Below are 21,112 nucleotides of genomic sequence, written 5' to 3'. Positions count from 1 at the left end.
TATCAGGGGTGCCGGATTGACCGGTCTAATCTGGTGGGCAAGATTGCCGCGATTTCGCAAGCATTGCAAGTGCGAGCGATAACAGAGATAAATAAACTTTAAAAATCAATAAGTTACAGAATCGAGCCGACAGAAAAGATCAAATTTTAAGCAAAAATTCCGACTAACGTCCTGCTAGATAGCTGTGATAGTCAGGCACCTCATGCTCGAAGGATTGGTCCATCAATGGTGACTGTACCACCATATCTGCACTGCTCTGGTTGCAAGCCACTGGGATATTCCACGCTGCAGCAATACGCAGTAGTGCCTTGACGTCCGGGTCATGGGGCATGGGCTCAAAGGGGTCCCAGAAGAATATCAGTAAGTCCACCTGCCCCTCGCTAATCCTCGCTCCGAGCTGCTGATCACCTCCCAGAGGGCCACTTAAGAGCTTTTCGACACTTAAACCCGTCGCATCTTCAATTTTTCCACCAGTAGTCCCCGTAGCCAATAACTGGTGTCGTTTGAGCAGATTGTGATGTCTGAGACACCACTGAATCATGGCGTCTTTACGGTTGTCATGGGCTACCAGAGCCACTCGCTTTGTCGCCGGCAGTGCTTTAGCAATAAATTCCATTTGAACCTCAATATCAAGAATCTCTTCTATAGTATCTCAAATAAGCACCGACAGATTTGATTTTCCCGTAGGTTTAGTCCCTGTTATCGCAACCCAACTCCTTTATAAAGACTTCCAAAATTACTACAAAACGATTCATTAGATTCGAAGAAGTAATGTGGATTAATTCAAAGACCTCTTTATTCATTGTTATCTAGAGTAAGATCCCCCTGAACACAGCCCCCCTCGCTATAATGCAACAGCAAGAAACCGGACCTTTATAAGGAGTAAGTATGAGCGTAGGAGCCTGGGAGCCACAGGTAAGTGGCCCACAAAATGAAACCAGTGAAGAATTCAACCGGGAGCAGTTGCTCAGACTTATCGAAATTGCAGAGTCAGATAAACCTTTTACAGAATCAGTAGGAGCGTTTGAAAAAGTACCCTCCACACTTATTCGCCTTCCCTTCCAACACTGGATTGAAGAGAGCGAACATTGGAACAGTGCCCAGCTATGGCAATTGATCCGCTTCTTTACCTTGGCAGAAATGAATCTGCCAGGCTGGGACGCCGGCGCTGAGTCTGCAGTAATTCCCCTCGCCAAAGTACTCAAGCAACGCTCGACGCCATTAACAAAAGAACAACTGTTATGGATTCGCCAGAATTCCAACAATCGTTATTTGCCCTACGGGCCACTATAAAGCTACACGATTGACTCCATATCACCCCAGTGACAGAGATATTCTGTTACTGGGTCAGTCCTCTCCCCCTCTCCCATTGCAAAACTCATAAGGTTGCCTTTGGTAAGAGCAGCCACTCCAAAGCAGAAGCATTGCCCATAAAAATATCATTAAGATTGTTGATCAACGTACGGATAATCAGGACTGCATTCAAATAGCTTCTGGTATTACTTGCCTCTGAATAACTGCCCTCTACTCCTTTTATGACTAGCAGGGATGTCACGTGATAGCAAAACAAATGACTGGAGACCAAGCGCTCGCTTTCTCGGTAATGAAAAAGACCTCGACCGAAGAGCACAAACTAATACAGTTCCGTCCCATTATATACATGGTTATAACTAGATTTATCACTGGTTTACTTTCCGCCGTGTAAAAGTAAACCTCGCAGCAGTAATGGCAGATCCCGGCAGCCAAGACCCCAAATACCCCAACCGGTTGGTACTTATATACGCGGCACTAGATCCCGTACATGAGTGTGAGTTCTCCCCCAGTTTTTAATTCCTTACTAAATACCAGGGTACGGCAATAGGACTCAAGCTGTCTCTGACATCTTGACACTTGCCAACTTTCCGCAATTTGAATATCACACTTCAATACGCAAGGTTACACAACCAGCTATGGAGGTTGCCCGCTAATTGACGCAGGCAAAAGCTCGCAGTTAAGTTTTGTTAATCCGGATCTCTGTTAATTGATGAACAGAAACTATCTGCCACTATCAAAATCCAACTATAAAAGCCAAAACAACTAAACCAACAGGTTCATAAAGCTTACAAAATTACTCAACTATTTAACGCCACTGATACTGACTTGATACAAAGAATATTGAAGTTAAAGAATCACCAGTAATGAGTGCTTTCAAGTTCCCAAAAAGATCAAAAACACAGTTCAAACGGCCCCCAATTGAAAAATATGTAAAAAAAAGCCATTTTTTTTACATTAAATAGAAAAAAACCATCTAAAGGACTTGCAATTAGGTATACAAATAAGCTGCAATTAGCGCCGCTAGCTTGGGGGGACTCACTATCAATTGTTTTCTGCCGAAAACATTCATCTTGGACGGTGCCTAATTCCGTTAAAGATGGCTGAGAATAATTGATAGGAATGCCCCCACTTACTAAAACAATTCATTTTGCAGGGATATTTAAATGGCTACTAAAAAAGCTGCTCAAGTCGCTACCAGCGACGTCGCAAAAATGGAAGCGGAGCTACGCTCCCTTACCGCTAAACTGGAAACTGCCCGCCTTAAGCAGGAAAAAGACCTGACTGTCAAAGCCGAGAAATTGGCAAACAGTGCCAAGAAGGCTGCCGCTAAAGCAAAAACTACTCAAGATAAAGTAGCGACTGTTAGAGCTAAGAAAAAGACTGCTGCTCAACAGCAACAGCTGAAAAAAGCACGTGAAGCCGCCGCTGCAGCTAAAACTGCTGCAACTGAAGCCAAAACTGCCGCAACTGAAGCCAAAGATGCACTGGCTGAAATCAAAGCCGCCAACAAGCTGGCTTCTCAGGTAGCTAAGATCGTCGCTAAAGAAGAAGCTGCTGTAGCTAAGAAACTGGCCGCTGCTGAAAAGAAAAAAGCCGCTGCCGAAGCGAAGAAAACTGCTGCTGCCGCTAAAAAAGCCGCTGCTGCTGACAAGAAGAAAGCCACCGCAGCTAAGAAAAAGCCCGGCCGCCCAGCTAAAACTGAAGAAGCCAAGAAGAAGCCTGGTCGTCCCGCTAAGACCGAAGAAGCTAAGAAAAAGCCTGGCCGTCCCAAAAAAGACGCCACTGAAGCCAAAAAGAAGCCCGGTCGCCCAGCAAAAACTGAAGCCGCTAAGAAAAAGCCCGGCCGCCCCAAGAAAGCAGAGACCGCAGCCGCCGCAACAACTGATGCTGCTCCTGTAAAACGCGGTCGTGGCCGCCCACCTAAGGCAGAATCCGCACAAAAGAAGCCCGGTCGCCCAGCAAAAGCGGAAGCCGCTAAGAAAAAGCCAGGGCGCCCCAAAAAAGCAGAAGCCACAGCCGCCGCAGCAGCAACTGAAGCTGCTCCTGTAAAGCGCGGTCGCGGTCGTCCGCCCAAGGCTAAGTAAGCCAGCGCTTAAGCGAAACTGATTTATTCAGTTAGTTTAAACCCTGGCCTCGCCAGGGTTTAAACCGACCTTACTGCATCCGCAAGCCCTTCACCTGATGGTCCTCCCCCAACTCAATAACACAATCTGCCCAGCCCGGCATATCCTCTAGTAAGCTCCGCGTCACTCTTTCGTAGTGTTGTACAAACTGAACAATTTGTTGATCTGTCATCCCCATTCCGGAGCGAACCCTGAGTTTATGTTCCTGTAACTTACGCCACTCAACGATACATTCCATACTCGGCGCTTTGAGCATCACCCATACATCGATAAGCGAAAAAAGATCTCGATAAGAACTTTCCAACTGTTGATTAACATAATTTCGCCATTCGCCAGTACTATCTTCCCTGCACTCCAGTTCATTGAGCGATCCTTCATACCCTTCTGAAGGCCTGGCCCCTAGGCACCATCCTTCGAAGATAACAACATCAACTTGCCCCTTGAATACGGGCCACAAGTGCTCAGGGATCCGATCATCACGTCCTTTATCAAACCTAGGTAATGCGATAGCGGAATCAGTATTGGCTGCACACAGGGCCTTGAGCGTGCTAATTCCCAAGCCGATATCATGGGTTCCCGGCACACCACGAGTTTCGAGTAAAGGGTGTACCTGTGTAGCCAGCTTGCGGCGCTGTTCCAGCGTTAAATAGATATCATCCAGAGACAAAACACAGCAGCGATAGCCCATCGCCTGGTAAATACATTGCCACACATCTGCCAGGGTCGACTTGCCGGTACCCTGCCCCCCGCTAACCCCAATTAATAATGGATTACTGCGCTTATGGCGAGTCAGTACCCAAACTCCGAGGGGAAGAAAAATTTGTTCGAGTACCTGGAGGAAATCGCATGGTAATTGGTGCTCACGCAACAGCTCCTTAAAAGGCCCCGATAAACTCTCCTTAAGCTGTCCACTACGCTCTAAAACTTCATTTGGCCATTTAGCCTTATTCATAAATTTCCCGCTATAAAAACGGGGGCCTAAGCCCCCGAATTTTGTGATCACTAAGTATGATTACAGTACTTATATAGCCGTCACTAACTCGTTACCGACTCAATAACCCCCTCTGGATTACCCCTCTTCTTGGAGCGGCCCGGTAGTACTAACATAATGGGTGTAACCAATAACGTCAGCAAAGTGGAAAAGGTAAGCCCGTAAACAATTGCACTGGCTAGCTTCACCCAAAAAGAGGCTATCACTCCATCGACAACAATATTGCGTCCGACCATATCCACACTGACGCCTAGCGCCAGGGGCAACAACCCGAGGATAGTTGTTGCCGTTGTCAAAAAGACCGGTCTCAGCCTCTGTGTCGATGCCTTTACTGCTGCTTCCGTTGGTGTGAGGCTCGGCTCATTCTTACGCACGAAATTATAGGTATCTATCAGTACAATATTATTGTTCACCACGATTCCAGCCAGCGCCACAATACCCACTCCAGTCATAATCACACTGAAGGTGCTTTGTGTTATTAGCAGACCAAACATCACCCCCAAAGTGGACATAATCACAGATGAAAGTACTAATAAAGACTGATAGAAGCTGTTGAACTGTGTTACTAACAGGATAAACATTAAAAACAGAGCCAGGAGAAAGGCTATGCCGAGGAATTGAAAAGACTCATTCTGCTCCTCATCCGCCCCACGGAATAGCAGCTCAACCCGGTTATCCACCGGATTACTCTGCAACCACTTCCTTATTTCCTTCACTTTGTCATCCGGCAGAACCCCCTCTTGCGCATCAGCCTTGATTTGCATGCGAGTAATTCCGTCGATTCGCTCAATCTTATCGACCTTGGGCATGGCTTCTGTGTGCACAAAACTGCTAATCGGAACGGTACCTTGCACGGTATTAACTTTTAGCTGATCGAGCGCGGCTATACCTCTGGCACTTCTGGGGTACCTGATACGTATATCTACTTCTTCATCTGTATCATCGGGTCGATATTCTGCAACCCGGACGCCATTGGTAACCAACTGCACCGCCCTGCCAACTTCAGTTAGATCGGCACCATATAGAGCAGCCTTGGCTCGATCAACTTTCACTTCCCACTCGATGCCAGGTAGTGGCGCGGTGTTTACAATATCTCGCAACCCGCCAATTTCCTCCATTGCACGGTGTAGTCTCCAGGTTTCCAGCAGTAGCTGCTCATAGTTCTGACTGCGCAACTCCAGAACAATATCCTTGCCTACCGGCGGTCCTCCCTCCATTACATTTGCGGTTACTTTAATTCCGGCAAAATCTGAGGTGCGGGAACGGATATCGGCAAAAATGTCGCGGCTCCGTCGCTCGCGTTCCTCTGCGGGATAAAGCTCCACTAACATATTGGCGATTTGATCTGGGGAACGATCAGAATTTCCAGAAATTCCGCCAGAACCAATAGTAGTGTGAGCTATTCGGACCTCAGGCACACTAAGCACGGCTCTTTCCACTTGCACCACCAGGGCTTTTTTCTCCTCCATGGACAAATTGCCCTGGGCCCTAATTTCTACATTGCCGTATTGCTCTTCCGTATCCGTGAAAAATTCAACACCCGCACCAAAATTGACAAAGCCAATAAAGATGGCAACCAGAATGGCAATAGTGGTTAAGAACCCACCCAATGGGCGCTGCAGAACTTTCTCAAGAATACGCGCATACCAGCCAGTAATTCCAGGCAGGGCTCGAGGTAAGCCATCCTCTAACTGACTCAGGTAGTTACGAGTAGAGGCATCCATTGCGCTTTTGCCAAACAGTGAACCCAGCACAGGAGCAAAAAACAGGGCGTACAAGAGTGACCCCGCCAATACTGCAAATACTGTAACGGGCAGGTAACGCATGAAGTCTCCCACCACTCCAGGCCACAGCATAATCGGCAAAAATGCTGCAAGGGTAGTCGCCGTTGAGGCAACTACCGGCCAGAACATCCGACTGACTGATGCAATATAGGACTCCCTTGCTGACAAGCCTTCAGCCATTTTCCGATCGGCAAACTCGGTAATCACAATGGAGCCATCAATTAACATACCGAGGGCCAGCAACATTCCGAACATCACCATAAAGTTAAACGAATAACCCAGATACCAGGTGATGATGGAACCAAACAGCAAAGAGAAGGGCACTCCCAGTCCCACCAGAATTCCCGAGCGAAAGCCGAGCGCGGCAACGACAATAATCATTACCAATAGCATCGCGGTCAGGATGTTTCCCTGCATCTCACTGACCATATCCCGTGCAAAATCAGATTGGTCAAAAACAAACTCAACCGTAATTCCCTGTGGCAAAACACCAAATTCAGCCTGAACCACTTCCCGGACTCGATCTGCGACATCGACAGAACTGGCATCGTTGCGCTTTTCAACATTAATAGCGAGCCCCGGACGACCATTGATACTGGTGTAGCTCACTGCATCCTTGAAGGTTCTGCGAATATCTGTAACAGCACCCAAGGTCACAACCCCATCGCGTGACTTCTTGAGCGGAATTTCATAAACATCCTGAGCGGTCTCAATCAACCCTGGGACTTTCACTGAAAAACGGCCCCGATTGGTTTCCAGCTCCCCTGCAGGAATTAACAGATTGTTCCCCAATACCGCGTTGATTAACTCCGCACTGGTAATTTGATAGTGTTCCAGTCGCACCGGATCAATCACTGCCTCAACGACCTCCTCCCTATTACCGTGGAGATCTGCACCTAGCACCTCAGGGATACTCTCTATCTTCCGCTTAAGCAATTCAGCCGAGCGCAGTAAAACCCGTTCATTCACTTGCTCGCCGGATAGGGTAACGACGATGGTAGGGAAAGGTTGAGCGGATACTTCCTCCACAGTGGGCTCGTCGGCATCCCGGGGCAGCTCAGCCCTGGCCCGCTCTACAGCATTGCGAATATCATCGACGGCATCATCTACACCAATGGCAGAGTCAAATTCAATCACGATATATGCAAGGGATTCCCGGGCGACAGCAATCACCTCGACAACCCCTTCTACCGCACGAATTTCCTTCTCCAGAGGGCGGACCAACAGGCGTACACCATCCTCTGGGGAAATTCCCTCGTGAGTGACCTGTACAATTACAAATGGAGGGTTCACCTCAGGGCTTGATTCAATTGTCATCGCTGCGCGAGCAACTACGCCAATTAAAACAATCAGCAGCATCAGGCATATTGTACTGCGATTTCTTTGAATAGCGCTTTCCAACAGCTTCATCGCGAATCCCCCTCGGGAATCACTGAAGTTTCGGATACCGGAGTCACCTCAGCGGAATCTAGTGGGGAAGCTTCCTTCGCTTGGTTCTCCCGGGAAAACTCCTCCCCAGTTTTCAGTATTTCTGCACGAACCAAATCTCCCGTAGTGACATATTCTTGTCCCACAGTAATCAGAGTCACTGTGTCGGGCAGTCCAGAAACCCAGACGCCGCCATCACCATCCCCAACCAGTGAAACATTAATAAATTGCACTCGGTTTTTATCATTGAGAGTCCGCACCCCCAATTCACCGCTATCATCCAGCGTGAGTAGAGATGCATTAATATGGTGGGCCGTAATTTCACCGGTCGGGAGGACCAGCTGACCACTCAAGCCTCCGGGAAGTTGATTACCTGGATTATCTACTGCTACCTCCACTCGGTAAGCCCGAGTAATTTCCTGCGCCTGTTGACTGATATAACGAAGGTATCCGTCTACTAACAGTCCTCTTTGTAATTGGGCTCTCGCCGGCCCGCCCTCAACAAGGCTCCCCACTTGATCCTCTGAAACTTCGCCAACAATTAGGATGGGATCCAAGTCAAGAATGGTCGCGCATTCCTCTCCCCGGCGAATAAAATCCCCCAGCTCCACCGCTCGGCTATTCACTACTCCAGCAAATGGTGCACGAATTTGTAGTTTCTCTACCGTCACTTTGGCACGTGTGTACTCCGCCTTGGTTCGGGCAAGCTCAACTTGCTGCTGGGCCATTGCGGTATCCGACTGCAGTCCTTTTTTCTTAAGTTTCTCGGCACCGGCAAAGTCTATTTCTGCTTTGCGTTTTGCCGCTTCAGCTAATGCCAGTTGCTCAATACGATCTTCAGCCTCGATTTCGCAAATGACATCCCCTTGTCTAACTGTCTGCCCTTCCGCAACTGGAAGTGCAGCAATAATGCCATCCAGTTCAGCGCGCAGACGTACATGCCGGTTAGCCTCAGTGCGCCCATTCACTAGTATCTGAGTGGCGTATGGGCTGGACTCAATGATTTGGGCTTGAATTCGCAATTCAGGCTCTGGCTTCTTGGCAGTTACCTCTTTAGATTCTGACTGCTCATCCTCTGCACCGGAGAATAACTGCCCACTCAGCAGCCATAAAATAGCGATCACCGAAACAATAATTGCCATTCGGTAATTGCGCCTTGACCAGATTGATGCCAATACATTCATAACTTTCTAAACCTGTTGGGCAATGATGCGCCATCGCAAAAGCGGGTCTTAAATCCAATCGAAGGGATCTGCGATAACAACTGAAGCTAAGCGATTTTTACACAATCACAGCGACTTATAAAAAGCTCCGCTGTGTCCTACTCGAATTCTGTCAATAAATACGTGGTTAATGTCGGGCAAATGAAATATCCGAGTGATCTACAAATTTAGACTGGAATCAGCAGATAGTCCCACCTTAAGAAAGGTGTACACATGTGCCAATAAAAATAAGTACAAAGAGGAGGGAGAGCAGTCAGGAGCGAGAAAATAATTCTCTCGCCCTTGGTTTGAACGGGAAATCTTTACGACAGCATAGATTCCAGAAATCCAAGCATGTCGGATTCATCATCAACCAGCTCACCAGAACCAAACTCCGCATTCCAGTCGAGCAGAATTTGAGCCAAAGCTTTCGCCTGTTCCGCTAAGGCAATTAACTCTTCCCGGCTATTTTTGGGTCCCGTATAAAGTTTCAGCTTTCTATGGCTATTCGCCAACTGATGCCCCGGATACTTGGATCTATAGACCTCCAGTTTCCAACGCAATGAATGCACCATATTGCGATAGAAAACCAGTTTTGCTGGCAACTGTAAAAGTGATAAGTCTTCCAGGTCACCAAACAGCGTACAATCAACGCCTAGAACCTGAGTATCCTGGCTATTATTCGCGGCAAATACATCGGCACTGCGGGGCTCCGCCAATAGCATCGACAAATCACCAAATAACTCACCTGGACGTATTACCGCCAAAGGACGTTCATTTCCCGGAGCCTCCTCAGCTGCGGGACTATTCACCTTCACATGTAACTCACCGCGTAACAAGAAGTAGACCCATTGATCCACATCCCCTGCACGCAGCAGCTGTTCACCCGACTGAAGGCTGACCAGCCGGGAGCGCTTTAGCAATACATCGTATTGCCACTCACTCGAGGCACGAATATCCCGAAATAGATGGATGACATTGAGAAGACGATCCACAGCATCCCGTGGATACTCGCTTAGAGGTTTAATTTCCATGCACAATTCAAATTTAGTGAAAACTATTCCATTTTCCTGAAAAGAGTGGCCTAAGCCACTCTGCAAAGTGCCATTCTAAACGATATCGACCTAGCACACCTGTTTCTAAGTGTGACAATCGTTTCCTTACCAACCCTTTATCTTGGGCGAATGAGGACAGTCTGACCTTATCAGGCTTGAACTCCGTTCCAGTTACAGTAGAGTTAGGTGTAGTGAGTAGTACATTGTACTCTCACAAGCTTTGGGCGCGCACTTTTTAATCTGACTTGTGTGCATTGGGGTTGGGGCCCCTGAATTCTTACTTAGCGGAACATTTTGCTCCTGCTACTGAGACACCGTAGAACAATGAAATCGATAAAAATTGTCCTCTCTTTTTGGGTGTTTACATTTGCTCTCACTGCGAAAGCTGCACCACTTTTAAACGGTCTTGCACTAGAAAAACAATTTAATAAAGACATTTATATCGCTGCAATATACTCGGAAAACCTAACCCGGGATTCCAGCACACTACTCGATAACAATATTCCTCGGCGCTTGGAGGTTCGTGTTATCACCAAAAGTCTGCCGGCACGACGACTCCGCAATCAATGGATGGAAGCCATTGCGATTAACAACCGCGGAGATACGCTCAGCAGTCAGGCAGAAAACATGGTGACCTTTGCCAATCTGTTTAAGGGGCGCTTTGCTAACGGTGATCAATTAAGTATTGAGTTCGCCGCCGATACCGGCTCAACAACAATCTCCCTTAACAGCATTCGGCTTGGAGAGATTGCTGACCCCGACTTCTTCAATACCTTGCTACGAGCCTGGATTGGTTCTGTTCCTCCCTCTACTGACTTTAAAGATGGGTTGCTCTCCGCCGGCCAAGTGTCAGGTAGCCTGGTAACTACATTCGAGTCCCTGGCCCCAACAAGTGAGAGAATTGCCGAATTACAACTCAAGCAAATAAGCCAGGAAGAGGCCATTGCCGCCGAAGAGGCACCAACTGAAGCCACTAAACCTAAACCGGCTATTGAAATTGCTGATCTTCCGCCCCCAACTCTGGCCCTAGCCGCAACCGCTCCCGCAGCAGCGGTTGTAACTGGGGCCGATAGTATTCAAGGGGGCAGTGAACAGGGACCGCAACCGGAAGGGGCCGCTCCAGCACAAGCTGAGGAAGAGATTGAGCTTATTACGGTACCTCCTGAGGATGGCCCGCTCCTGGCTGCAGATGCCGAAGATATGATGGAAGAGGAGGAAGAGGCTCCCCTGACGGCTGATATGATTCTGGCACGCCAGATCTTCCACTCCAGCTTGCTGCGTCACACGTTTCGCTACATTCGCTACCCCAAACGAGCCCAAGAGCGGGGCCATGAAGGCAGTGTACGCCTCAATGTGACTATTGATTCTCAAGGCCAGGTACAAGATATCCAACCGGTACAGGAATCCCGTCATGCCAGCCTTAACCGGGAGGCCCAAGCTGCCGTACGCAGAGCTGGACCCTACCCTGGAGTCCCTGCGCAGCTAGGTACAGATACTTATAACTTTTCTATCCCTATCACTTTCCGCCTGCCAGATTAAATAGCTACTCAACTTGTACCAAAAGCCCCGCGATGCGGGGCTTTTGGTTAAACTCACTCCAACGCAACTTATCCCCGGCTAGGCGCAGCCCTCTTGCCCCAGCTCACCCCCTGCTTTTAGTATGCTCGGCGGATATTCAGCCAAAAGAGCAAAAATGAAAAAGTTACTATTACCACTCGCTATTGCCGGTACCCTGGCGGGAGCCCAGTTCCCTCTGTTTGCTGTCGCTCACGACCACTCCACCGGTAGTAAAGCTACCGCTGAGCAGGTTCAGCTTTCCTCGGGTATCGACCTGGGCGCTATGGATACCAGTGTACGGCCTCAAGACGACTTCTTTGCTTATGTAAACGGCACTTGGCTGAAGAATACTGAAATCCCTGCGGACAAGTCCCGCTGGGGTGGTTTCTCTATTCTGAGAGATCAAAGTACCGAGCAAGTCAAAGCTCTGATTATGGAAGCCAGCCAGGGAGCCAAGAGCGCCGATGCCAAGCAAATTGGAGATCTCTACAACAGCTTTATGGATAAAAAGCTGATCGAGAAAAAAGGGCTCTCCGCGGTTTCCGGCGAACTCGCCAAAGTCGATGCAATTAAAAACCGCAAGGGTCTTACCGATTTCTTCGCCTATGCGGATACCGTCGGCTACGATGTACCATTTAGCGGAAGCATCTGGCAGGACCTGAAGCAAGTAGAAAACTACATGACTTTCCTGTGGCAGGCAGGCCTTGGACTCCCTGATCGCGACTACTACTTCGAGGACACTGAGAAGAGTAAGAAACTCCGCGAAGCCTATGTAACCTACCTCGCTGACCTTCAAGGCCTCGCAGGACTTAAAGAGGCTGAAGACTTTGCCAACAAGATCTTCAAACTTGAGGAGAGTTTGGCAAAACACCATCGCAGCCGCGTTGATAACCGGGACCCGGAAAAGTACTACAACAAGAAAACTGTTGCTGAACTTAAAGAGCTAATGCCCGTTGTAGATTGGGACAGCTACCTAGCCAAAGCCCAATTGAAGAAAGCAGATAGTTTTATTGTCGGCCAGCCTGAATACCTGGAAGCGGCCAATGAGATTATTGCCAATACTGAGCTGGCAACCTGGAAGCGCTACCTGAAGGTCAAAGTGCTTAATGCAATGGCGCCCTACATGCATGACGAAATCGCACAACTGCGCTTCGACTTCTACGGCACCACCGTTCACGGTATTGAACAAATGGAACCCCGCTGGAAGCGCGGCGTGCAATTCGTCAATGGTTCTGTAGGCGAGCTGGTCGGTAAGCGCTACGTAGAAAAGCACTTCCCGCCTGAAGCTAAAGAGCGAATGGTTGTACTTGTGGACAATCTGAAGGCCGCCTACCGGGAATCCATCGAATCCCTCGAGTGGATGGGCGAAGATACCAAAAAGCAGGCTCTGTTTAAGCTAAGCAATTTTTCCACCAAAATCGGCTACCCAGACAAGTGGCGTGACTACAGTAACTTGACAGTTAAATCCGATGACCTGATCGGCAACGTTCTGGCAGCTAACTTGTTTGAGTCCTCTTACGATCGCAATAAGCTGGGCAAGCCGATTGATCGCGATGAGTGGGGCATGAGCCCACAGACTGTGAATGCTTACTACAACCCAGCCATGAATGAAATCGTATTCCCTGCAGCGATTCTGCAACCACCATTCTTTAATATGAATGCGGATGATGCAGTCAACTACGGCGGTATCGGCGGTGTAATCGGCCACGAGATTGGACACGGGTTCGATGATAAAGGCAGTAAATTTGATGGACGCGGCTATCTCAACAACTGGTGGACCGACTCCGACCGTAACAATTTTGAGCAGCTGACCAGCAAGCTCGTATCCCAGTACAACGCCTACGAGCCGCTTGAGGGTGAACACATCAACGGCGAGCTGACCCTGGGCGAGAATATCGGCGATTTATCAGGCCTGGGAATTGCCTATAAAGCTTATAAAATGTCTCTAGATGGAGAAGAGGCACCTGTTATTGACGGCTTTACCGGCGATCAGAGGGTGTTTATGGGCTGGGCTCAGGTGTGGCGCAGCAAGATGCGCGATAAAGCCCTCAGTGGACGTTTGAAGGTAGATAGTCACTCTCCCGCTGAATATCGTGTGAAAGGCGTACTACCAAATATCGATGCCTTCTACGAAGCATTCGATATTAAGGAAGGCGACGGTATGTACCTGCCTGAAGAGGAAAGGGTAACTGTCTGGTAAACCGGTACCCTCACCTGGCCGCCCACGCGGCCGGGTTTCCCTTCAACCAATTCTACCTCTCCCCCAACAACCCCTAATCTAGCGTACCAATTTACCCTCTATCACGGGGATACCTCCCATCGGCAGTATGACTTACCATTAGCTCACTTAAATAAGAAGAGAGTTGCCAATGGCTAACCAGTCTCAGTTTCATCTTCTCACTAGCCGCCGCTTTTTGCCGTTCTTCAGCACCCAATTCCTGGGCGCCTTCAATGACAATGTTTATAAAAACGCCCTAATTGTCATGATCGCCTTTCGCCTGGTGGAAAGTGAAGCAAACGCACTAATTAACCTGGCTGCTGGTTTGTTTATTCTTCCCTTTTTCTTATTTTCTGCCTCCGCCGGCCAGATCGCGGACAAATACGACAAGGGGAGATTAATACGCTGGATTAAGCTAGGAGAGATCGCTATCGGTGCACTAGGTGTTTTCGCCCTTTTTAGCGGAAGCAACGCACTCTGTTTAACTGTGCTCTTTCTCTTGGGCATACAGTCCGCCTTTTTTGGCCCGGTGAAGTACGCGATTATCCCTCAACACTTGAAGCGTTCCGAACTGATAGGGGGCAATGCTCTGGTGGAAATGGGGACATTTGTGGCCATTTTAACGGGAACAATTGTCGGTAGCCTACTCGCAGGCCTCACAGGCCATGGGCAACAGGGAATTCTCTACTTAGGCCTGGTAATTATGGGCGCAGCTACCCTGGGATATCTGGCCAGCCGCTCAATCCCCGCAGCGCCAGCCCCCACACCCAATCTCAAAATAAACCCTAACCCCATTACTCAAACCCATAAAATACTCCGTGCCAGCGCGAATACTCCCTCAATTTTCTACTCCATTATTGGAATATCTTGGTTTTGGTTAATGGGGGCGGCCTATCTGACACAAATTCCCAGTTTTACCAAGAATGTCCTAGGTGGCAGTGAATCAGTGGTTACATTACTGCTGTGCAGTTTTACCATTGGTATTGCCATTGGGTCCTTAATCTGCGAGCGCCTCTCCAGTGGATTTATTGAACTTGGCCTAGTGCCTGTTGGTGCTGCTGGACTCACCATAAGTGGTATCGCCCTGGGTATTGTCGGGGGAAACTTTGCAGAACTCCATGAAGCCAGCTTTACCGCATTTCTAAGTACCGATGGTGCATACTCTCTTCTCAGTTGTCTGGTACTATTGGGGATGTTTGGGGGTCTTTACATCGTTCCTCTGTACACCATGATCCAGGATCGATCCGACCCGGCAATTCGTGCACAAATTATCTCCGTAAACAATATTTTGAACGCTCTCTTTATGGTGGCTTCAGCGCTACTTGGAATTCTATTCCTCAATATGCTGGACGCGACCATACCGCAGTTCTTTCTTGTCATTGCACTTATGAATGCGGCGGTCGCCATTTTTGTGTTCGCCAAAGTGCCAGAATTTGCTATGCGCTTTTTGATCTGGGCCCTTTCCCACACCATGTACCGGGTAAAGCACCAAGGGCTTGAACAGATACCCACAGAGGGACCAGCCCTAATCGCTTGCAATCATGTGAGTTATGTCGACGCACTATTACTCGCCGGCGCTGTCCGCCGTCCTATCCGCTTTATTATGTACAAGCCCATTTATGAAATTCCAATTTTGCACTTCGTCTTCAAAACAGGCAGGGCAATTCCAATTTGCTCCAAGCAGAAAGACCCTGAAGGGTATGAGCAGGCTTTTCAAGCCATTGAGGACGGGCTAAAAGATGGAGATCTTCTCTGCATATTCCCCGAAGGTCAGTTGACGAAAGACGGAGAACTACAGCCATTTAAAGCAGGCATAGAAAAAATTCTGGAGAGAACCCCTGTCCCTGTAATCCCTATGGCCCTCCAAGGTCTCTGGGGAAGCTTTTTCAGTCATAAAGGCGGTCATGCCTTCACTACATTGCCCAAGCGTTTTTGGTCGCGGGTGAGCGTCGTTGCCGGCAGGCCTGTCGAAGCAGCCGGTGCCAAGGCAGAGGCTCTATACCGCCAAGTGCTGGGCTTGCGCGGAGAGAAACGCTAGCCTCTCCTTTTTCTTGACCAACAAGGATATGTGCCTACTTCACTGGTAGGCACATAAATTCTTCTCCTCCCTCACGATGCCAGCCCCTCCTTAAATCATTCCGATCACCTATTCTGATAGCGAGAATAGAAATACATAGCTGCTAAGGGCGGCACAGGGACGAAGGCCTAACCATGGCTCAAAGCAACCAGTTCAAGCTCCTCGCCAGTCGCCGCTTTATGCCACTGTTTCTCTCACTATTAAGCAGCGTTTTTAATGACAACCTGTTTAAAAACTCCCTACTAGTCATACTGGCATTTCATTTAGCCAAAGCAGAAGCCAATACACTAATTAATCTCGCCAGTAGCCTTTATGTCATACCGTATTTTCTATTTTCACTCGCCGCTGGACAATTAGCTGACAAGTATGAAAAGGGTCGAGTCATAAGAATTATTAAAGCCGCCGAAATACTAATCGGTATCCTCGGGGCCATTGCGCTACTCACTGATGACCGAGTTTTAAGTTTCATTGTATTGATACTTTTTGCCACCCACACAGCTTTCTTTAGCCCTGTCAGATATGCCATCTTACCTCAGCACCTAAAGCAATCAGAATTGCTTGGAGGAAATGGTTTAGCCCAAGTTGCATCCTTTTCCGGAGTACTCGTTGGAACAATTGTCGGCACCCTCCTAGCCGGTGATGTGGGCCAGGGAAAACCTGGGCTGTTATATCTGAGCTTGGTGATGGTCACTGTCGCCGTACTAGGCTATCTCGCCAGTAGGGCAATCCCTCCGGCTCCTTCCTCAGCCCCCAATTTAAAAATAGATTGGAACCCCATCAGCCAAACGCTGAGAATTATGCGGGAAGTGATTAAAACACCCACCGTTTTTTACGCAATTATTGCAAACTCCTGGTTCTGGTTATTTAGCACGGCATACCTAACCCAGGTTCCCAGCTTTGTAAGAAATGTGCTTGGCGCCAGTGAACCAATAATCACGATTCTACTCTGCTGCCTAACTGTTGGCGTTGCTATAGGCTCACTAATGTGTGAGAGCTTGTCTCGCGGGCGTATTGAACTGGGCTTGGTGGCAGCCGGCGGGCTGGGAATGACGGTGGCGGGACTTTGGTTGGGCATCCTATCGGGAAACTATCAAATGCTCTCCAACGCATCCCTTAGCCAATTTCTACAGAGTGATGGTGGACTGACCATCTTATTTATCACGACTTTCATTGGCGTTGCCGGCGGTATTTTTATCGTACCGCTATACACTATTATTCAGGAAAGAACAGCAGAACAAATTCGCGCGCAGGTTATCTCTGTAAATAATGTCCTTAATGCCGTATTTGTAGTCATTATTTCTTTTTCTATTATTGGGCTACTCGGGCCTGTGGGAATGACAATTCCCCAGGTATTTACCCTGCTGGCCGTACTAAATTTCGCTCTTTTAGTACTCCTGCTTTTTCGAATGCCGGAAATGTTATTTGACACCCTTTCTTGGCTTATCTATATCCTGCCCAGGCGCACGAAATACGAGGGGACTGAGCAAATCCCTAGCGAAGGTTCAGCACTTCTAATTGCCCGCTACTCTAACCTGCTAACCCCATTTATTGTTAGCGGGGCAACGCAACGCAAGGTTCGCTTTATCCCCAGCGACGCCATTACTAACAGCCCTAGGCTTCACGCACTTTTACGCAAAAGTGACTATTTCCCCAAAAACTACTATGAAATCGAAGCTTCGGAGCTCAAGAGAAAGCACAATGCGATTCATAAGGCAGAGGCAAACAGGGATCTTCTGTGCATCCTGATTGAAGAAAGCAGCAGGAAAGAAATTACAGAGCTTGTCACTCTGCTCAAGGAAAATTTTCAAAGCGCATCATTGCCACTTATCCCTCTATCGATCCAAGGTTCGTTTAGCTATAAACGAAACCTAAAGACAACAGTACAGGTTGGCAGCCCAATACCGCTTGCAGAAATTTCTCCAGAACTGCTATTCGATAACCTGAAGGGTGCCGAATAAAGAGGGGCGGCTATTAAAAATAGGGTACCCACAGAGTTGCGGGTACCCGAAAGCCATTTAGGCCGCTTTAGCGGAACTGGAATCCGAGCGGCCGCCTTTCAGTAGCAACCACAGAGCGACAACCAGTATTGCCCCCTGAACACCAACACCTTGCCAAGTCGGATAGATACCCAACCAGTCGAAGCTGAGATTTACCGGCAGCGGGGAAATCGCAATCCACGCCGCTTCTTGCAGTGCCGCGACTGCCTTGCCCGCAAGAACAAATGACAACGCCAACAGTAAATAGGTCGTCATGGAGAAGAACTTGCCTATAGGCAAGCGAGCAGAGAAGCGCACAAAGGCAACGCCCAACACAACCAGCGATATCGCACCGGCAGCGAGGCCACCCCATAGGGCGCTGTACTGGCTGGAAGCTGTTTGCACCAATAGGGCCTGGTAGAACAGGATGGTTTCAAAAATTTCGCGGTACACAGCGACAAATGCGAGACCGGCGATGCCCCACAGGGCGCCAGCGCTAAGGCTGCGGTTAATGCTGTTCTGGATATATTGCTGCCACTGATCCGCCTGGGTCTTACTGTGCATCCAGAAACCCACATAGAAGAGCACAACTGCGGCCAGAAGCGCTGCGACCCCTTCCATAACTTCCCGGCTGGCGCCACTGATGGAAACCAAACTCTGTGCGGCAACCCAAGTAACAACACCTGCGACCGCGGCGCTGATCCAACCGAAGTGAACAAATTTCAACGCATCGCGACGACCGGTTTTTACCAGAATCGTTGTCAGTGCAATCACTACCAGTAGCGCCTCGAGACCTTCGCGCAGAAGAATCACCAAGCTGGCAATAAATAGTGCACCCGCAGAGAGAGTTGTCTCCTGCATTAAAGATTCGGCGCGCCCCAGTTGCTCAAGAATTACCTGTACCTGAGCCCCGACTTGCTCGGGGTTACTATCGGCATTCAGCTGACTGCGCAGCCCGAGCAGCTCCCGTTCAGTGGCTTTACGCAGATCGGCGTCGAGGGAATCCAGAGAGCTCTCCGCCATCTCAAAACCATCCAGGTAGGCACTAATAGCCAGGGTGCGAGCGTGATCGTAGTTACCTTCCTGGTAGGCCACCAAGGACTTTTCCAGTTGCGCACGGGCTATCTCAATCGGCTGGCTACCGAGGCTCTCCTCACCAGCAAAGAAGGGTGTGGGGTCGGCACGCAGGGAAGCAACTGCCGCGCCGGACAGTTCCGGGCGATCACTCTGCAGCTCATTGGGGCTGTACATCACGATATCCTGCAAGCTCGGCTCAACGCCATCACCCTCCCCCACTTCACCTTGGAAAGCCAGGCCGCCAACATAAAATGCCAGGGACCAGCGCTGCTGCTCATTCAGGTTTTTGAAGGCGGTCATTGCAGTGCCATCGATACCGTTACTGATAGCATCGTAAAGGCCCAGCAGGGAGCGATTTTCAGCGCGCTCCAACTCGTAGAAGTTTGTAGGCGCCGGCTCCAACTGTACCGCTAAGGGGCCATCCCCTCTACCCTCGATACCATGGCAGGTAACACACTGCGCCTGGTAGATAGCGCGACTCTCATCCACATTCAGCAATGCAGTGGGCAAAGATAGCGCGGGGGCGATAGACAGTAGCCCCTGACGCAACTTGGCGGTATGCGCTTGCACTTCCTGCACACTGGCCTTGCGGAGAATCGCCGCTTGCAGCGCATCCGCCTCGGTGCGGATCATCGCCGCTTCGGGCGACTCTTGCAGTTGTGCGCCGCGATCGATCAGTACCGAGGCGAACTCCTGCATCTCTGCAAACTCATCGTCACTAATGATCTCCCCATCTGCCACCGCTTCCGGATAATCCACACCGATGTACTCTGCCATCTGCATCAGCTGGCGCAATTCCTGCTCTGATAGACCGGAGGCCTGGGCTTGGATGGGTAGAACCGTAATGGCCAGTAGCGCCACTAGCAGGCGGGCCAAGTGTAAGGTGAGGCGCATGGAGAATCCTTTACTGTTATTGCAAAAGGGTTTTATCAATCTGGCGCATAATATAATTGGTAATCATTCTCACAATAAAGCCTGCAAAAGGGCTACTCCCAAATAAAGCGGTTGCAAAAAAGATTGTGCACAACTAAATTTAGCAAAATACAAACCGTCGAGGCTCTCCCTATGACCGATCTCTACTCAATTCCCGTGCAAACCGCTGATGGGCAAAAGACCACTCTTGTCGATTACAAAGACAAGGTGGTGCTAGTTGTTAACACGGCCAGTAAGTGTGGCTTCACCAAGCAATACGCGGGCCTGGAGGATTTATATAAAAAATACAAAGACCGTGGATTTACCGTCCTGGGCTTTCCCTGCAATCAATTTGGCAAGCAGGAACCCGGTAGCGATGAGGAAATTCAGGAGTTTTGTGAACTGAACTTCGGAGTCAGCTTCCCCGTCTACGCCAAGCTGGACGTCAATGGCGATGAAGCTCACCCGCTCTTTGTGGAACTCAAGAAACGTGCGCCGGGCCTATTGGGAACCGAGGGCATTAAGTGGAATTTCACTAAGTTCTTGATCGGTAAGAATGGCGAGAATGTTAAACGCTACGCGCCAAAGGATGCACCGGCATCCCTGGAGACAGAAATCGAGCGTATGCTCTGATGGTTGTCTGTGATGACGATTCCGGCGAGCTGGCACTGAACCGCCAGCTATGTTTTGCCCTCTACGCCGCATCCCGAGCCATGACCCGCGCCTACCAGCCGATGCTAAAGGAATTGGGGATCACCTATCCGCAATATTTGGTTTTAATGGTTCTGTGGGAGTGGGCCAACACCAAGGCGCCATCGGAAGAAGAGCAGAGCGTCAGTGCACTGGGGCAGAGGCTGATGCTGGATTCCGGCACCTTGACCCCGCTGCTTAAGCGGATGGAGCAAAACGGCCTGGTCAAGCGTCGCCGCAGCAATCTGGATGAACGGATTACCCTGATCACTGTGACAGAGGAAGGCCTTACCCTTAAACCAAGAGCCAGAGAGTGGGTGACAGCACAGCTGGACAACAGCCGTATCAGCCGCAGCGAGGTAGAGCAACTACACGGAGACTTGTGGCAGTTTCTGCATAAATTGACCGATACCACCCCTTAATAGCAGACCCCATTGAAACCCTCAGTGGGGCAGCCCTTCAAAAACAGGATATAAACACTAAAAAACAGCCCCGAACGAAAAAAATATAACAAAAACAGAAAATAATACGCCAATATTAGGATATGCATTGACCTTCCGGTTGATTCCGCTTCATAATGCCCTGAATCCGACCTAATGCGGAAACTGTTGTATATGAAGACTCCATTTATCACTCAGCGCCAGTCTTTTCTTGCCCTAGCTTTCTCGCTACGACTGCCCCTGCGCGGCATATAATTTTTCTCCCCCC

General features: G+C 49.3%; 14 protein-coding genes. 8 read left to right on the top strand and 6 right to left on the bottom strand.

Going from position 1 to position 21,112, the window contains the following annotated elements:
* Positions 1-163: 163 nt before the first annotated feature.
* The gene (locus ACJJII_RS09490; protein WP_413664359.1) at positions 164-616 is read right to left on the bottom strand and encodes a methylglyoxal synthase; all 453 of its coding nucleotides are present in this window, start codon (positions 614-616) and stop codon (positions 164-166) included.
* Positions 617-888: 272 nt separating this feature from the next.
* Here ACJJII_RS09490 and ACJJII_RS09485 point away from each other — a divergent pair, with 272 nt between their 5' ends.
* A complete protein-coding gene (locus tag ACJJII_RS09485; protein ID WP_282934304.1) occupies positions 889-1,293 on the top strand; it encodes a hypothetical protein in 405 nt (134 codons plus the stop codon).
* Between the two features lie 1,184 nt (positions 1,294-2,477).
* A complete protein-coding gene (locus ACJJII_RS09480) occupies positions 2,478-3,398 on the top strand; it encodes a hypothetical protein (protein WP_444918973.1) in 921 nt (306 codons plus the stop codon).
* A 70-nt stretch (positions 3,399-3,468) separates the two neighbouring features.
* On the opposite strand, the gene ACJJII_RS09475 is transcribed toward ACJJII_RS09480, so the two are convergent.
* From ACJJII_RS09475 to ACJJII_RS09460, 4 genes are all read right to left on the bottom strand, one after another.
* Positions 3,469-4,389: a phosphoribulokinase gene (locus ACJJII_RS09475; protein ID WP_444918972.1), complete on the bottom strand. Its 921-nt coding sequence runs from the start codon at positions 4,387-4,389 to the stop codon at positions 3,469-3,471.
* 83 nt (positions 4,390-4,472) lie between these two features.
* Positions 4,473-7,622 (bottom strand): efflux RND transporter permease subunit, encoded by a 3,150-nt coding sequence (locus ACJJII_RS09470; RefSeq protein WP_444918971.1) that lies wholly within the window; start codon positions 7,620-7,622, stop codon positions 4,473-4,475.
* Positions 7,619-8,782, bottom strand: a complete 1,164-nt coding sequence (locus tag ACJJII_RS09465; protein WP_444914783.1) for an efflux RND transporter periplasmic adaptor subunit — start codon at positions 8,780-8,782, stop codon at positions 7,619-7,621. The genes ACJJII_RS09470 and ACJJII_RS09465 overlap by 4 nt, the downstream gene beginning before the upstream one ends.
* A 383-nt stretch (positions 8,783-9,165) precedes the next feature.
* Positions 9,166-9,876 (bottom strand): Crp/Fnr family transcriptional regulator, encoded by a 711-nt coding sequence (locus tag ACJJII_RS09460; RefSeq protein ID WP_413664353.1) that lies wholly within the window; start codon positions 9,874-9,876, stop codon positions 9,166-9,168.
* Positions 9,877-10,221: 345 nt separating this feature from the next.
* Here ACJJII_RS09460 and ACJJII_RS09455 point away from each other — a divergent pair, with 345 nt between their 5' ends.
* From ACJJII_RS09455 to ACJJII_RS09440, 4 genes are all read left to right on the top strand, one after another.
* Positions 10,222-11,436, top strand: coding sequence for a TonB family protein (locus ACJJII_RS09455; RefSeq protein WP_444918970.1), 1,215 nt, complete (start codon positions 10,222-10,224; stop codon positions 11,434-11,436).
* A 154-nt stretch (positions 11,437-11,590) separates the two neighbouring features.
* Complete coding sequence (locus tag ACJJII_RS09450; protein ID WP_444918969.1) at positions 11,591-13,654, top strand: M13 family metallopeptidase; 2,064 nt, start codon at positions 11,591-11,593, stop codon at positions 13,652-13,654.
* Positions 13,655-13,823: 169 nt separating this feature from the next.
* A complete protein-coding gene (locus tag ACJJII_RS09445; RefSeq protein WP_444918968.1) occupies positions 13,824-15,710 on the top strand; it encodes an MFS transporter in 1,887 nt (628 codons plus the stop codon).
* A 173-nt stretch (positions 15,711-15,883) separates the two neighbouring features.
* Complete coding sequence (locus ACJJII_RS09440) at positions 15,884-17,707, top strand: MFS transporter (RefSeq protein WP_444918967.1); 1,824 nt, start codon at positions 15,884-15,886, stop codon at positions 17,705-17,707.
* Positions 17,708-17,764: 57 nt separating this feature from the next.
* Here the strand turns inward: ACJJII_RS09440 and ACJJII_RS09435 are convergent, their stop codons facing one another.
* On the bottom strand, positions 17,765-19,696 hold the full coding sequence (locus tag ACJJII_RS09435; RefSeq protein WP_444918966.1) for a cytochrome c/FTR1 family iron permease: 1,932 nt from the start codon (positions 19,694-19,696) through the stop codon (positions 17,765-17,767).
* A gap of 171 nt (positions 19,697-19,867) precedes the next feature.
* On the opposite strand from ACJJII_RS09435, the gene ACJJII_RS09430 reads away from it, so the two are divergent.
* Positions 19,868-20,347: a glutathione peroxidase gene (locus ACJJII_RS09430; RefSeq protein ID WP_444918965.1), complete on the top strand. Its 480-nt coding sequence runs from the start codon at positions 19,868-19,870 to the stop codon at positions 20,345-20,347.
* On the top strand, positions 20,347-20,826 hold the full coding sequence (locus ACJJII_RS09425; protein WP_444918964.1) for a MarR family winged helix-turn-helix transcriptional regulator: 480 nt from the start codon (positions 20,347-20,349) through the stop codon (positions 20,824-20,826). Before ACJJII_RS09430 ends, ACJJII_RS09425 begins: the two co-directional genes overlap by 1 nt.
* Positions 20,827-21,112: the final 286 nt, after the last annotated feature.

The sequence above is a fragment of the Microbulbifer maximicatervae (SeqCode) genome (genome assembly GCF_052467825.1).
This window is presented reverse-complemented; position numbering and strand designations above follow the sequence as displayed.

Coding starts and splice junctions, on each gene's coding strand:
- ACJJII_RS09485 (WP_282934304.1), top strand. CDS start 889: ATGAGCGTAGGAGCCTGGGAGCCACAGGTAAGTGGCCCACAAAATGAA.
- ACJJII_RS09430 (WP_444918965.1), top strand. CDS start 19,868: ATGACCGATCTCTACTCAATTCCCGTGCAAACCGCTGATGGGCAAAAG.
- ACJJII_RS09440 (WP_444918967.1), top strand. CDS start 15,884: ATGGCTCAAAGCAACCAGTTCAAGCTCCTCGCCAGTCGCCGCTTTATG.
- ACJJII_RS09450 (WP_444918969.1), top strand. CDS start 11,591: ATGAAAAAGTTACTATTACCACTCGCTATTGCCGGTACCCTGGCGGGA.
- ACJJII_RS09460 (WP_413664353.1), bottom strand. CDS start 9,876: ATGGAAATTAAACCTCTAAGCGAGTATCCACGGGATGCTGTGGATCGT.
- ACJJII_RS09435 (WP_444918966.1), bottom strand. CDS start 19,696: ATGCGCCTCACCTTACACTTGGCCCGCCTGCTAGTGGCGCTACTGGCC.
- ACJJII_RS09445 (WP_444918968.1), top strand. CDS start 13,824: ATGGCTAACCAGTCTCAGTTTCATCTTCTCACTAGCCGCCGCTTTTTG.
- ACJJII_RS09480 (WP_444918973.1), top strand. CDS start 2,478: ATGGCTACTAAAAAAGCTGCTCAAGTCGCTACCAGCGACGTCGCAAAA.
- ACJJII_RS09490 (WP_413664359.1), bottom strand. CDS start 616: ATGGAATTTATTGCTAAAGCACTGCCGGCGACAAAGCGAGTGGCTCTG.
- ACJJII_RS09425 (WP_444918964.1), top strand. CDS start 20,347: ATGGTTGTCTGTGATGACGATTCCGGCGAGCTGGCACTGAACCGCCAG.
- ACJJII_RS09475 (WP_444918972.1), bottom strand. CDS start 4,389: ATGAATAAGGCTAAATGGCCAAATGAAGTTTTAGAGCGTAGTGGACAG.
- ACJJII_RS09465 (WP_444914783.1), bottom strand. CDS start 8,782: ATGGCAATTATTGTTTCGGTGATCGCTATTTTATGGCTGCTGAGTGGG.
- ACJJII_RS09455 (WP_444918970.1), top strand. CDS start 10,222: ATGAAATCGATAAAAATTGTCCTCTCTTTTTGGGTGTTTACATTTGCT.
- ACJJII_RS09470 (WP_444918971.1), bottom strand. CDS start 7,622: ATGAAGCTGTTGGAAAGCGCTATTCAAAGAAATCGCAGTACAATATGC.